This window comes from Isoptericola haloaureus, from assembly GCF_036689775.1.
Classification (GTDB): Bacteria; Actinomycetota; Actinomycetes; order Actinomycetales; family Cellulomonadaceae; genus Isoptericola; species Isoptericola haloaureus.
In genome coordinates, this window is record NZ_JBAGLP010000117.1 from 144,963 (window position 1) to 158,288 (window position 13,326).

Here is a 13,326-nt window from a genome sequence, read left to right on the forward strand (position 1 = left end):
CGGTCAGCGGGACGCCGCGGCGGTCCCGGCGGCCCGGCGACGTGCGGTCGCCTCCTGGACGGCCTCGACCGTCTCCTCGGTGACCTCCCAGGTGCGGAACCCGGTGGGTTCGCCGGCGGCGAAGCCGGGCCGCGGCTGACCCACCATCGCGTGGTACTTGCTGAAGATCTCGTCGGCCTCGGTCAGGGGGAGCACGTCCTCGACGTCGTCGAACGGCCGGCAGTCCGTGCGGTCGCCGACCATCCGGCGGATGACCTCGTAGCCCTCGCCGCGGTGCGCCATGACCATGCCGTTGACCTGGTCGATCCGCTCGGCCTCGAACGCCTTGAGCGCGCTGGGGACGTCGTCGATCTCGGCCAGCTTGCGGGCCACGACGCCGCCGTCGACGATCGCCTGGCAGGCGCCGTTGCCTCCGCGCGGGTACATGGCGTGGGCGGCGTCCCCGATCAGCGCCACCCGGCCGTCGGTCCACGACTCCAGCGGCTCGTGGCGGATCAGGGGGAAGAGGTAGACCTCGCGGTTGTTGCGCAGCATCTCCTGCACGTCGAGGAACGGCAGCTTCACCGTCTCGAACAGGGGCAGGATCTCGTCCACCGAGCCGGTCTGGTTCCAGTCCTCGACCGTCTCGTCCCGCTCGCGCTCGACGACCCAGTTGACCAGCGTCTTGCCGGTGCCCTCGAAGTCGTCGGCGATCGGGTAGACGATCATGGTCGCGATCTGGGGTGCGCCGATGTGCAGGATGGTGTGACCGTCGCGGTACGGCTCCATGAGGGTGGTACCGCGGTACATCGTGATACCCGAGTAGTGGGGCTCGGACTGCTCCGGGTGCATCTGCCGGCGCGCCTCGGACTTGATGCCGTCCGCGGCGATCAGCACGTCGGCGCGCACGACCTCGTCGCGGCCGTCGGTGTGGCGCAGGTGGACGTCGACTCCGGCGTCGTCCTGCTCGTACCTGACGAAGCGTGCGCCGCGTACGACGGCGTCGGCCCCGAGACGCTCCACGACCTTCTCGAACAGCAGCATCTGCAGGTAGCCGCGGTGCACGAACCGCTGCTCGTGGACGTAGCCCATGTGGACGCCGCACAGCTCGGCGTAGATCTCCTGGCCGTGGTGGTTGTAGAAGATCGAGGTCCTGGCGTCGACGGAGATCGTCCGGAAGTCCTCGTAGACGTCGAGCTCGATGAGCTCCTTGGTCCCGTACACCTTGACGTCGATGCCGACGCCCAGGGGCTTGAGCTCCTCGACGGTCTCGTAGATGCGGGGGGTGAAGCCCTGCTGGTGCAGCCGCAGCGCGGTGGCGAGGCCGGCGGGGCCGGCGCCGATGATGACGATGTCCATGGTGTCCTCGTTCTCTCGTCGCGCGGGGCGGGCTCCCGTGACCGGTCCGCGCGTCTGGTGATGGTGGTCAGGCGGCTGCCGGATGGAGGATCTCGGCCAGCAGGCGACGGGTCGCGGCCCAGGAACGTGCCGCGCTGCGGGGGTTGTAGGCCACGACGTCGGGTGTCGGGGAGCTGTCGGCCTGCGGGCTGGTGAAGGCGTGCCGGGTGTCGCTGTACAGGTCGAACTCCCAGTCGACCCGGGCCTGGCGCAGTCCCGCCTCGAGGGTCGCGCGCTGGTCGGCGGTGGCCATCGGGTCGTCGGCCCCGGTGCACACCAGGACGTGGCCGGAGGGGTCGGCGGCGCTCCAGTCCGCCTGGGGGTCGAGCAGGTCGAGGCCGCCGTGGATGCTGATGGCGCCGCGGAGGCGTCCGCCCGTGCGCAGGTACTCGAGCACCGACGAGCCGCCGAAGCAGTAGCCGAGGCCGACGAGGCGCGCCCCGTCCAGCTCGGGCTGCTCGGACGCGGCGGCGTGAGCCGCGCCGACGCGCCCGGTCCAGCGGGTGCGGTCGGAGACCATCGCGCCGATCAGGGGTCCGATCTCGTCCTGGGTGGCCGGCCGGGTCCGGTCGCCCCAGACGTCCGCGGCGAAGACGGCGTAGCCGAGACGCACGAGGCCCCGGGCGACCGCGAACATGTCGTCGCCGAGCCCGAAGGCGTCGTGGACCAGCAGCACCCCCGGGGCGTTCTCGGCGCCCGGCGGTGCGACCACGGCACCGACCATCCGGGTGTCCTCGTGGGAGTACTCGACGTCACGCAGGACCGCGTCGTCCATGTGCCACCTTCCGTCGTGGTGCCGAGCGGCTGGTGTGCGGCACCACGGGTCCGTTCCCGGGCGCCGTCCTGCGACCGGTGCTGGTCGCGTTCAGAGGGCTCGACGTTGAAGCGTTCGAGGATCGTATAGGAAATGCGAACAGGATCTCAACCGTCGCGCGAGCCTGCCTGATGCCTCACCGCGCGGAGGATCGTTGATAGATCAACGCTCCGACGGCCATACGACGGATGAGATCTCGCAGAAGCCGCGGCAGAGACTTGCTTGTTCTGTGAGGTTCTGCATATGGTTTCGAACACGATCCCACGGTCGGGTGACAACCCCGTCCGGTCCCGCGACGTCGCGGGAGGCACACGGCAGTGCCCGGGGGACCGCACGCAAGACGGGAGCAGCGAAGCGACATGACCGTCGTCGACATCAACATCCACCACCTGCCCGAGGACCTCTTCACCAACGAGAAGATCCTCCACGGGTTCCTCGACAGCGCACCGCGGGGATTCGGCGAGATCGCCCGGGTGGCCACCACCGAGGGCGGCAAGCAGCAGCTGATCCTGGAGAAGCCGGCCGGCCACCAGAACCTCAACTACGTCGACGGCGACTACTCGGTGGAGTCCAAGCTCGCCGCGATGGACGACGCCGGTGTCGACTACGGCGTCATGCGGGTCCCGGTGTGGCAGGAGTGGCTTCCGCTCGAGATCTGCAAGGAGGTCAACGACAACGCGCACGACATCGTCGAGCGGTCGAACGGGCGACTGTTCGCGACCGCCTGCGTCCCCCCGTGGGGCGGCAAGGAGAACATCTACGAGCTCGAGCGCTGCGTCAACGAGCTCGGTGCCGTCGGTGTGCAGCTCGCCTGCCACTACGGGCAGCTCTACCTCGACGACGAGGTGTTCGAGCCCTACCTCAAGGTGATCGAGAAGCTCGACGTCCCCGTCGTCGTGCATCACACCCCGCTGCCGGTCGAGTGGCGCTCCGTCATCGACTACACGAACCTGCGCCGCGAGTACGGACGGATCCTGGACCAGGGCACGGCTGTCGGGCGCGAGCTCTTCAGCGGCATGTTCGACCGCATGCCCGGCCTGCGGTTCATCCACACGATGATGGGCGGCAACTGGTTCGCCAACACGGCGCTCCTGACGCCGCACGCCTCGAACAAGAAGGAAGCGATCGACCGCCTCGACCCGACCGGCGGCGACAAGATCAAGAGCTACCTCGAGAACAACATCTACTTCGACATGACCCACCCGCACTCGTGGGGCAAGGACCAGGTCGAGGCGGCCATCAAGATCAACGGTGCCGACCACTACCTCTTCGGCTCGTCCTTCCCGGTGTTCTACGGATGGATGAGCCAGGGCGTCGAGTTCGTCAAGAACGAGCTCGAGATCACCGACGCCGAGCGGGACCAGGTCCTGTCCGGCAACGCCCAGCGGCTGTTCAACCTGCCGATCTAGGTCGGCAGAGCCCTGTCCGCCGTCCACCGGGGACGGCGGACACCCGCCACCACCACCGATGGATGACGGCGCAAGGAGGCGCCCACACCATGAAGAGAACACACTTCGCGCGAAGCCTGGCGACCGCGACCGTCCTGGCCCTCGCGGTCGGGGCCTGCTCGAGCGACAGCGGCGAGGAGACCGAGACCACCGAGACCGACAGCGCCGCCACCGAGGCGGCCACGGAGGGTGAGGGCGTGGTGCCCGGCTCCGTGCTCCGGGTCAACTGGGGCGGATTCCCGGAGAACTGGGCACCGGGCGCCGAGATGGAGGCCGGCAACATGCGGGTCCCCTACGAGAACCTCACCCAGGTCGTCGACGGAGAGGTCCTGCCGTTCCTCGCCACCGACTGGGAGCAGACCGACGAGAGCCTGACGCTCACCCTCGCCGAGGGGGTGACCTTCCACGACGGGACGCCGTTCGACGCCGAGGCGGTCAAGGCCAACATCGAGAAGATCCAGAGCACGCCCGGGCCGTACTCCGGGCCGTTCCAGGTCATCGAGTCGATCGACGCGGTCGACGAGCTCACCGTGACGTTCACCTTTTCGGGGCCGGCGCCGTCCATGCTGACCACCCTCAGCACGCGGGCGGCGCCGATGGCCAGCCCGGCCGCGATCGAGGCCGGCACCGTCGAGTCCGAACCTGTCGGGACCGGCCCCTGGGCGTACGACCCGGACGCCTCGATCGCCGGCACCCGGATGGTCTTCGGCCCGTACGAGGACTACTGGGGTGAGCGCCCCGGCTTCGAGACCGTGCAGATCGTCGCGATCCCCGAGGACAACGCCGCCACCGCGGCGCTCGCCGGCGGCGAGATCGACCTGACGGACACCGAGGCCAACCAGTTCACGACGATCGACGACTCGGACAGCCTCGAGCGGCTGGGCTACCCGGCGATCCGCAACAACCCGATGTTCTTCGACCGGGGTCCCGGAGGGGCCTTCGAGGACGTCGAGGTCCGCCAGGCGGCGTGCTACGCCCTGGACACCGCGGTGGTCGCCGAGCTGCAGCCGGACTACGTCGAGCGCACCCAGCACTTCGCCGAGGGTGAGCAGGGCTACAACCCCGAGATCACCGGGTACGAGCACGACCTCGACATGGCCCAGGAGCTCTACGACTCCGCCGGCAACCCGACGGTGGACGTCGAGGCCCTCGCGACCGTCTTCACCGAGGACCAGACCCAGATCTACGCCGAGCAGATCGGTGAGGTCGGCATGAGCATCGAGGTCCAGAGCGCCCCGCCGCCCCAGTACTTCTCGGAGTGGAACAGCGGACGCTACGGTTTCGGTCTCGGCGGCAACGACGAGCTGACACCCTACGACTGGTACACGTCCTGGTTCGCTGCCGACGCGCCGGGCAACCCTGCCGGTGTCGAGAGCGACGAGCTCGCGGCGGCCGCCGACGCCGCCATCGCCGCAGGGCTCTCCGAGGAGGCCGACGCCCTGTGGGCCGAGGTCACGAAGATCATCGCCGACGAGGCGCTGACCTGCGGTCACATGGCCGGTCAGGAGTTCCTGGCCTGGAACGCCGACACCGTGACCGGGGTCGATGCACCGCCCGAGGCCTGGGAGACGAACCTGGTCAACTACCGCGACCTGCGTCCTGCCGATTCCTGACGCGTGCCGCACCACGAAGGAGTGTGACCGATGGGCAAGCTCATCGCCTACCGCCTGGCGTTCGCCGTCCCGCAGCTGATCATCATCTCGATCGTGGTGTTCTCCCTGACCTACCTGGTCCCCGGGAGCCCCGCGGCGGCGATGCTCGGTACGGCGGCGACGCCGGAGTCGATCGCCCAGGTCGAGGCCCAGCTCGGCCTCGACCGGCCACCGGTCGAGCGGTTCGTCGAGTGGTTCGGCGCGCTGCTGACCGGTGACCTGGGGACCTCGTTCCGTTCGGGGACCCCGGTGACCGACCTGCTCGTCGCGCGGATCCCGGCGACGTTGTCCATCGTGTTCGGCGGCATGCTGGTCGCGCTCCTGGTCGGGGTGGGTGCCGGTGTCTTCACCGGTACCCGCCCCGGCACCGCGGCCGACCGGGTCGTCACCGGCGGGACCGTGCTCGGCCTGTCGATCCCGGAGTTCTGGCTCGGGCTCATCCTGACCACCGTGTTCGCCGTGCACCTCGGGTGGGTCCCGATCATCGCGTGGACGCCGATCACCGAGGACCCGCTCGGCTGGGCGGTCGGGATCGTCCTGCCCTCGATCGCTCTCGGGATCACGGGCGGGGCGATCATCGCCCGGCAGACCCGTGCGGCGATGGTCACGTCCATGGCCTCCCCGTTCATGGACACCCTCACCGCCGCCGGGGTCTCGCGACGCAAGCAGGTCGCCCGGTACGGCGTCAAGAACGCGCTGGTGCCGGTGCTGGCCTCCGCGGGTGTCACCTTCGCCATCCTCATCGGCGTCAGCTTCGTCGTGGAGAAGGTGTTCGCCCTCCCCGGGCTGGGCACGCTCATGCTCACCAGCGTCATCAGCCAGGACTTCGCCGTCGTGCAGGGTGTCGTGATGGTCACGGCCGTGCTCGTCATCGCGGTGAACCTGCTCCTCGACATCAGCTACGGCCTGATCAACCCCCAAGCGAGGCCCCAGTGAGTACGTCCGCCACCGTCGGCGCCGCGGCAGCCGACTCCCCGGTCCCCCGGCAGGCACGCAGCGCCGGGCAGGCCTGGCACCGACTGACCCGGCAGCCGGCAGCACTCTTCGGCCTCGTCGTCGTGCTGCTCCTGGCCGCCTGCGCGGTGCTCGCGCCGGTCATCGCCCCGTACGCGCCGGAAGCCACCGACTTCGGTGCCGCCCTGTCCGGCCCCACCGCGGCCCACCCGCTCGGGACGGACGACCTCGGACGCGACCTGCTGAGCCAGCTCGTCTACGGCGCCCGGACAGCACTGCTCGTCGCGGGCGGGTCGGTGCTGGTCGCCATGCTGATCGGCGTCCCGCTGGGCCTCCTGCTCGGGTACAAGGGCGGTTGGTACGACCGGCTCGGGTCCCGGGGACTCGACATCGCCGACGCGTTGCCCGGACTGACGGTCGGTTTCGTCGTCATCGCCGTGCTGGGACGCGGGGTCCTCGTCCTCATCCTGGCGATCGGCCTGATCTTCTGCATGAACTTCGCCCGGCTGACCCGTGCGATCACGCTCGGCGAGCGCAAGAAGCTCTACGTCGAGTCCGCCCGGGTCTCCGGGCTGACCAACCGCCAGGTCATCTTCGGCCAGATCCTGCCCAACCTCGCCGGCCCGCTGGCCGTGCAGGGTGCGGTGTTCCTCGGGTCGGCCATCAAGGTCGAGGCGGCGCTGTCGTTCCTCGGTCTCGGCCTCGGCGAGGACCAGCCCTCCTGGGGCGGCATGCTGGGCGTCGCCGCGGAGCACCAGGCGGACCGCCCGTGGATGGCGATCGCACCGGGACTCGCGATCGTCCTGACCGTGCTGGCGTTCAACCTGCTCGGGGACGGCGTCAACGACGCCCTGTCCGGCCGCCGTCGTGCGCGTCGCCGCACGGCCCTGCTGGGACGGTCCGTGCCGGCGAGGGGCGAGGCGGACCCGACCCTGGCCTCGGTCCGCGCGGCCGCCGCGTCGACGACCCCGGACGAGGCGTCGGACGACGTCCTCCTGGACGTCCGTGGGGTGAGCATCGTGGCCGATACACCGCACGGCACCACGGTGCCGCTGGTGCACGACGTGTCCGTGCAGGTGCGCAAGGGCGAGATCCTCGGCGTGCTCGGCGAGTCGGGCTCGGGCAAGTCGATGCTGGCGAAGTCGATCCTCGGCCTGCTGCCCCCGAACGTGCGGCTCAGCGGTGGCCGGATCACCCTGGGTGACCGGAGCCTGGGGACGTGCACGGCGGCCGAGCTGCGGGCGGTCCGCGGGACCGGCCTCGGCGTGGTCTTCCAGAACCCGCAGGCCAACCTCTCCCCCGTGCACACCGTGGGGCGCCAGCTCGTCGACGTCGTCCGGGCCCACCACGACATGACCCGGGCGCAGGCTCGGGCCCGGGCGGCGGAGCTGCTCGACCTGGTGGGCGTCGGCGACGTCCAGCGGCGACTCGACCAGTACCCGTACCAGTTCTCCGGCGGCATGGCGCAGCGGGTGGCGATCGCCATCGCGCTCGCCGGCGAGCCGGACCTGCTGATCCTCGACGAGGCGACGTCGGCGCTCGACGTGACGACCCAGAGCCAGGTGCTGGACCTCGTCCTGGACCTGCGCGAACGCCTCGACATGTCCATCATCAACATCACCCACGACCTCGGGGTCGCGGCGGAGACCTGCGACCGCGTGGCCGTGATGCGCTCCGGCGAGCTCGTCGAGGTCGCCGACGTGGTGGACCTCTTCGATCACCCCGGCGAGGCGTACACCGCGGCGCTGCTCGCCGCGCACCCCACGGCCGACCACGACATCGACCGGCTGCCCACGATCGCGGACGACCTCGTCGTCGGCGGCGCCCCGGCCGGGAAGTGAGGGACCGATGACCACGCGACCACTGCTCGAGGTCGACGACCTGCGGATCGACTACGACGTCGCCGGCGCCGCCTCGTGGCGCAGACGCACCCTGACGGTCGTCAAGGGTGTCAGCTTCACCATCGCTCCGGGTGAGACCTACGGGCTCGTCGGCGAGTCGGGATCGGGCAAGAGCACCACCGGGCGGGCGGTCCTGCGCCTGGCCGAGGTCACGGGCGGCAGCGTCCGGTTCGACGGCGAAGACCTCGCCGACATGCCGAGGAAGACGCCGTTGCGCTACCGGCGGGCCGTCCAGGCCGTCTACCAGGATCCTGCGGCGTCGCTCAACCCTCGCCACCGCGTGGGCCGTGCGATCACCGAGACGCTTGCGCGGCACGGCGTCCGCGGCCGTGACGCGCGGGAGAAGGCGGTCCGCGTCTTCGACCAGGTGGGCCTGACCGCGGAGCACCTGAGCCGGTTCCCGAGCCAGATGTCCGGCGGCCAGCTGCAGCGCGTCGCGATCGCCCGTGCCCTGGTCCTCGACCCGCAGCTCGTCGTCTGCGACGAGGCGGTCAGCGCGCTCGACCTGTCGACGCAGAGCCAGATCATCAACCTGCTGCGCGACCTGCAGGAGGCGAGCGGGGTGAGCTACCTGTTCATCACCCACGACCTGGGCGTGGTGCGGCACGTCTCCCACCGGGTCGGAGTGCTGAAGCAGGGCGAGATCGTCGAGCAGGGGGACACCGCCGCGATCTTCGACGCACCGCAGCACGAGTACACCCGCAGCCTGCTCGCGGCCAGCCCGGCCGCGCACCCTGCGGGCCGTGAGGAGCGCCGTGCGCTGCGGCAGCAGCGCCGCGCGGCAGCAGCCGCCTGATCGCGGCACCACGACGACGACCGGGGACGGTGCGATGGGGACCGACGAGCAGCTCGACGACTTCTTCTCCGCGGCACGGGTGACCGCACGCGACGAGGACGTCACGCTCACCAGCGACAGCTTCCGTGAGCACCTGTACGACCACGACGACCCCGTCCTCGCCCAGTGGCGAGGACTGGACTGGGCCGAGTTCTCGCGGCGGAAGATGTCGCCGGACTTCGTCCAGGAGCTGCTCGCCGAGTGGCGTGCCCTCTACGACGAACCGTTCGTCGGCGTGACCACCGACGGCACGGTCCGCGACGTGCACCGGCTACGTCCGCCGTCCGACCCGGATCCGGCCCCGGCGCGTGCCGCCCGAGAGCTGCTGGACCGCCTGGACGCCGACCAGCGAGAGGCGGTGCTCCACGCCGTCGACGCCCCCGAGTGGCGGGCGTGGAGCAACCCCGAGTTCGTGATCCACGAGGTCGGGCTGCGCCTCGAGGAACTGTCTCCCGAGATCGTCGAGGCGACGCTCGGGGTGGTCCGCGCCTCGCTCAGCCCCGAGGGCTACGACCGGGTCGTCGAGGCGATGGAGCTCAACGGCTATCTGGGGGACCTGGTGGACCTGCCGGAGCTCATGAACGACCGCAGCTACTGGTTCTCGCTGTTCGGGAAGCCGTCGACCTCCGGGGCGTGGGGCTGGCAGCTCTTCGGCCACCACGTGGCGGTCAACTTCGTCTCGGTCGCCGGCCGCCACGTCGTCGCCCCGGTGTTCCTCGGTGCCGAGCCGGCGCTGTCCGAGGACCGTCCTGCGTTGTTCGACGCCCGGGAGCGTCTGGCGATCGAGCTCGCCACCTCGCTGACCGACGCACAGCGCGCGGAGGCCGTGGTGTACTCCTCGGTGCTGGACCCCGCGATGCCCGAGGGGCGCCTGCACCCGGCCGACGAGCGGCACGTCGCGGGGGCGTTCCGGGACAATCGCGTGATCCCCGCCGAGGGGATCTGCGCGGCGGAGCTGACGGACGACCAGTGGGCGCTGCTGCGCGCGGTCGCCGAGGACTTCCTGCTGCTCCTCAGCGCGCCGCAGCGCGAGGCGACGATGGGCGACGTCGACGCGTTCCGGCACGAGACCTGGTTCGCCTGGTACGGGGCCACGGACGGCTCGCAGCCGTTCTACCTGCGCATCCAGAGTCCCGTGGTCCTCGCCGAGCTGGACCATCATGCCGGGGTGTGGTTGTCGAACCAGCTCCCGGCACGGTTCCACGTCCACACCACGCTGCGCATGCCGAACGGCAACGACTACGGGCGGGCGTACGTACGGGCGCTCGACCCGTCCTGAGCACTGCCACGTGGACCTCTCCGGTCTGCTGAACCACCCACGATGCCAAAGGAGGCACTTCATGGACCAGTCATGCTGCGCAGACGAGACCGCTGGAGAGACCCGGAGGGCGGGAGTCTCCCGGCGACTCCTGCTCGGAGGGATCGCCGGGGCGGTCGGGACGGCCGCCCTCGGTGGTGGACTCCCCGCGGCCGCGGCCGCCGGCCGCGCCAGAGCACCACGGATCCCTGACAGGGGAACCTCGCTCGTCCTGCTGGGGACGAAGGGCGGCCCCCCGTTGGACGCGCACCGGTCGGGGATCTCCAGCGCACTGGTGGTCGACGGGGCCGTGTACGTCGTCGACCTGGGCCGCAACGCGACCACGCAGTACCACGTGGCGGGCCTGGACTTCGGGTCGCTGGCGTCGGTGTTCGTGACGCACCTGCACGCCGACCACGTGGCCGACTACGCGAACCTGTTCCTGCTCGGCGGGCACCAGCGTCCGGTGCAGGGTGACACCCTCCCGGACAGCACGCCGGTCTACGGACCCGGCCCGGCCGGGGGCCTGCCGCCGGCGTTCCGCGGCGGCGACGTGCCGACCACCAGCCCCGAGAACCCGACGCCGGGCCTGCTCTCGCTGACGGACAGCGTCATGGACGGCTTCGCCTACCACTCGAACTACTTCATGCGGAACTCGAGCATCCGCGAGACGCGGTCGCTCGCCGACGTCCACGAGCTCGCGCCCCCGGTGACGTCGAGCTTCGAGGACGTCGCACCGGACATGGGTGCGTTCGTGGTGCACGAGGACGACAGGGTGCGGGTGAGCGCCGTGCTGGTGCCGCACGGGAACGCCTACCCGTGCTACGCCTACCGGTTCGACACCGACCACGGCTCGGTCACCTTCTCCGGTGACACGGCGACCAGCACGAACCTGGAGCGGATGGCGCGCGGGTCCGACGTCCTCGTGCACGAGGCGATCAACGTGGAGGGATGGAACGGCCCCGAGTCGGTGCGGGCCCACCTCGTGGACGGTCACGTGGAGGTGCAGGAGGTCGGCGGTGTCGCCCAGCGTTCCGAGGTCGAGCACCTCGTGCTCAGCCACCTGGGTGACCTGGCGGCGGAGGGAGACCTCGACGCCCAGCAGTGGCGGCGCTGGGCCTCGCGCGGCTACGACGGTCGGGTGACCGTGGGCGCCGACCTCGACGTCTTCACCCTGGGACGCCCCGGGCGGAGCTGACGCCGCTGTCGCGCACCGGGATCTGCGGGTCGACGAGGGCCTCCGCCACCGCTGTCAGGCTTCGGCGGAGGCCCTGTCGTCCTCCTCGGCCAGCTGTCGCTCGTGCTCGTGGATGGCGACGACCGTGTTGAGCTCGTGCCGCCGTGCGGCCGTCTCGATGACGTCGGGGTCGGCGCCGCCCGCGATGAGGTCGATGAGCCCGTCGTGCTCCGCGAGCGAGGCCAGCGCGCGGCCCGGCGCGTACCAGAAGGCCGACCGGCGGATGATCTCCAGGCGGGTCCACTCGTCGGTCACGAGCGAGGAGAGCCGGGGGTCGTCGCACCGGGAGCACAGGAGCTGGTGGAACTGCCGGTTCAGCGCACCGAACCGCGCGGGGTCGAAACCTTCCAGCGCGCGTCGCATCTCGTGGTTCAGGTGGCGGGCGTGGTCGAGCTCGTCGCCGGACAGCCGGGGGGCGGAGAGCGCGGTGGCGTACCCCTCGAGGCGGGCGAGGAGCTGCATCGTCTGCTCCCAGGAGTCGGTGTCGAAGGTCTTGACCACAGCCCCGGCGTTGCGGACGATGTCGATCCAGCCCTCCGCCTCGAGCCGACGCAGGGACTCTCGCCACGGCACGGAGCTGATGCCGTACTCCCGGGCGAGCTTGTCGATCACCAGACGATGTCCGGGCGCGAACGTGCCCTCCATGATCCCCTGGCGCAGGATCTCGTAGCACTGATCGGCTTTACTGACTGCCACGGCGTCGGACTCCTCTGTCGGTCGGTGCGAACGCAGCCAGGGCGTGGTGTCACGCCATCGGACCTCGTTGTTCGCTGGGCTGATCATATCCGAGATCGCACAGGATTGGGCCGGTGTCGCGGATGCGCTCGAGCAGGCGGACCAGCCGGGGGTCGGTCGTCGAGTCCCGGCGGGTCAGGACGAGCGCGCGCATCGGTGCCGGCTCGGGGTCGACCCGGCGCACGGTCACGCGGAACCGGTCCAGGCTCGCCCGGTCCGGGTCGGGCAGGAGGGCGCGGGCGACCCCGGCCTCGACCAGGGGCAGACCCGCCTGGATGGTCTCGACGGTACGCACGGACCGCGGGCGGACGTCGTGCCGGCGCAGGACCTCCTCCACGGCCTCGGGGAGGCTGGGCACCGCGGCAGTGCGGCGCGGCAGCATCAGGTCGGCGCCGTCGAGCACCGACAGCGGCACGGGATCGGGCGCGTCGTGGCAGTCGGGTGGCAGGACGGCCACCAGGGGGACCGGTCCCCAGTCGTGGACGTCGAGACTGCCGCGGTGTCGGGCGACGAACCGCTCGTGCTCGGCGACCACGATCGCCGCGAGGTCCACCCGCCGCTGCTGGAGCATGTCGATGGCCTCCCAGGGTGGCGGGTCGACCAACCTGACCTCGACGTCGGGGGCGTCGGCGGCGTGCCGGCGCAGCAGGGTCGGGAGGCGGTGCCACATCAGCACGGGGACGGCGGCGACGGTGAGCGAGCCGGCGGTCCCCTCGGCGAACCGCCCCAGGGCGGCGACCATGTCGTCGATCTCCCCGAGGATCCGCGAGGCCGCGTCCAGGAGGTAGCGGCCCGCGCTCGTCGGTTCCACGCCTCGCGGCGTGCGGTGCAGGAGCCGAACTCCGAGCTCGCCCTCGAGCTTGGAGATCGCCACGCTGAGCGGAGGCTGGGACAGGTGGAGCACCTCGGCGGCCGCCGTCAGCGAACCGGCGTCGACGACGGCGACGAAGTAGCGCAGATGGCGCAGTTCCATAGGTAGATCTTAAGCCGTGAGGTACCACTATACATTCCCTGTATATCTGTCCCAGCGAATCGGTAGTTCCCAGGGACCCTCCGACGGTGCGACCGTGCTTGTC

At 70.7% G+C, this 13,326-nt stretch carries 11 protein-coding genes; 7 read left to right on the forward strand and 4 right to left on the reverse strand.

The features are described 5' to 3' along the window. Window positions 1-3: 3 nt before the first annotated feature. On the reverse strand, window positions 4-1,338 hold the full coding sequence (locus V5O49_RS08870) for an FAD-dependent monooxygenase (protein WP_332901902.1): 1,335 nt from the start codon (window positions 1,336-1,338) through the stop codon (window positions 4-6). A gap of 67 nt (window positions 1,339-1,405) precedes the next feature. Then, window positions 1,406-2,152, reverse strand: a complete 747-nt coding sequence (locus tag V5O49_RS08875; RefSeq protein ID WP_332901903.1) for a dienelactone hydrolase family protein — start codon at window positions 2,150-2,152, stop codon at window positions 1,406-1,408. Between the two features lie 398 nt (window positions 2,153-2,550). Here V5O49_RS08875 and V5O49_RS08880 point away from each other — a divergent pair, with 398 nt between their 5' ends. From V5O49_RS08880 to V5O49_RS08910, 7 genes are all read left to right on the forward strand, one after another. Further along, a complete protein-coding gene (locus V5O49_RS08880; RefSeq protein ID WP_332901904.1) occupies window positions 2,551-3,600 on the forward strand; it encodes an amidohydrolase family protein in 1,050 nt (349 codons plus the stop codon). Between the two features lie 89 nt (window positions 3,601-3,689). After that, window positions 3,690-5,252 carry an ABC transporter substrate-binding protein gene (locus V5O49_RS08885; protein ID WP_332901905.1) on the forward strand — a complete coding sequence of 521 codons (1,563 nt, stop codon included), beginning with the start codon at window positions 3,690-3,692 and terminating at the stop codon, window positions 5,250-5,252. 30 nt (window positions 5,253-5,282) lie between these two features. Continuing rightward, the gene (locus V5O49_RS08890) at window positions 5,283-6,227 is read left to right on the forward strand and encodes an ABC transporter permease (RefSeq protein ID WP_332901906.1); all 945 of its coding nucleotides are present in this window, start codon (window positions 5,283-5,285) and stop codon (window positions 6,225-6,227) included. Continuing rightward, window positions 6,224-8,086 carry a dipeptide/oligopeptide/nickel ABC transporter permease/ATP-binding protein gene (locus V5O49_RS08895; protein WP_332901907.1) on the forward strand — a complete coding sequence of 621 codons (1,863 nt, stop codon included), beginning with the start codon at window positions 6,224-6,226 and terminating at the stop codon, window positions 8,084-8,086. Before V5O49_RS08890 ends, V5O49_RS08895 begins: the two co-directional genes overlap by 4 nt. A 7-nt stretch (window positions 8,087-8,093) precedes the next feature. Next, window positions 8,094-8,942 (forward strand): ATP-binding cassette domain-containing protein, encoded by an 849-nt coding sequence (locus V5O49_RS08900; RefSeq protein WP_332901908.1) that lies wholly within the window; start codon window positions 8,094-8,096, stop codon window positions 8,940-8,942. Then, window positions 8,890-10,260: a DUF3500 domain-containing protein gene (locus tag V5O49_RS08905; protein ID WP_332901909.1), complete on the forward strand. Its 1,371-nt coding sequence runs from the start codon at window positions 8,890-8,892 to the stop codon at window positions 10,258-10,260. Before V5O49_RS08900 ends, V5O49_RS08905 begins: the two co-directional genes overlap by 53 nt. Window positions 10,261-10,537: 277 nt before the next feature. Further along, entirely contained in the window at window positions 10,538-11,476 is a 939-nt protein-coding gene (locus V5O49_RS08910; RefSeq protein ID WP_332901910.1) for an MBL fold metallo-hydrolase, read from the forward strand. A gap of 54 nt (window positions 11,477-11,530) precedes the next feature. Here V5O49_RS08910 and V5O49_RS08915 read toward each other — a convergent pair whose 3' ends face one another. Both V5O49_RS08915 and V5O49_RS08920 read right to left on the reverse strand, forming a co-directional pair. Beyond that, a complete protein-coding gene (locus tag V5O49_RS08915; protein ID WP_332901911.1) occupies window positions 11,531-12,211 on the reverse strand; it encodes a GntR family transcriptional regulator in 681 nt (226 codons plus the stop codon). Window positions 12,212-12,260: 49 nt separating this feature from the next. Further along, on the reverse strand, window positions 12,261-13,223 hold the full coding sequence (locus V5O49_RS08920; protein WP_332901912.1) for a LysR family transcriptional regulator: 963 nt from the start codon (window positions 13,221-13,223) through the stop codon (window positions 12,261-12,263). Window positions 13,224-13,326: the final 103 nt, after the last annotated feature.

Bases quoted from the DNA above. Each gene is read 5' to 3' on its own strand.
- V5O49_RS08875 (WP_332901903.1), bottom strand. From the start codon at position 2,152: ATGGACGACGCGGTCCTGCGTGACGTCGAGTACTCCCACGAGGACACC.
- V5O49_RS08920 (WP_332901912.1), bottom strand. From the start codon at position 13,223: ATGGAACTGCGCCATCTGCGCTACTTCGTCGCCGTCGTCGACGCCGGT.
- V5O49_RS08885 (WP_332901905.1), top strand. From the start codon at position 3,690: ATGAAGAGAACACACTTCGCGCGAAGCCTGGCGACCGCGACCGTCCTG.
- V5O49_RS08890 (WP_332901906.1), top strand. From the start codon at position 5,283: ATGGGCAAGCTCATCGCCTACCGCCTGGCGTTCGCCGTCCCGCAGCTG.
- V5O49_RS08900 (WP_332901908.1), top strand. From the start codon at position 8,094: ATGACCACGCGACCACTGCTCGAGGTCGACGACCTGCGGATCGACTAC.
- V5O49_RS08870 (WP_332901902.1), bottom strand. From the start codon at position 1,338: ATGGACATCGTCATCATCGGCGCCGGCCCCGCCGGCCTCGCCACCGCG.
- V5O49_RS08880 (WP_332901904.1), top strand. From the start codon at position 2,551: ATGACCGTCGTCGACATCAACATCCACCACCTGCCCGAGGACCTCTTC.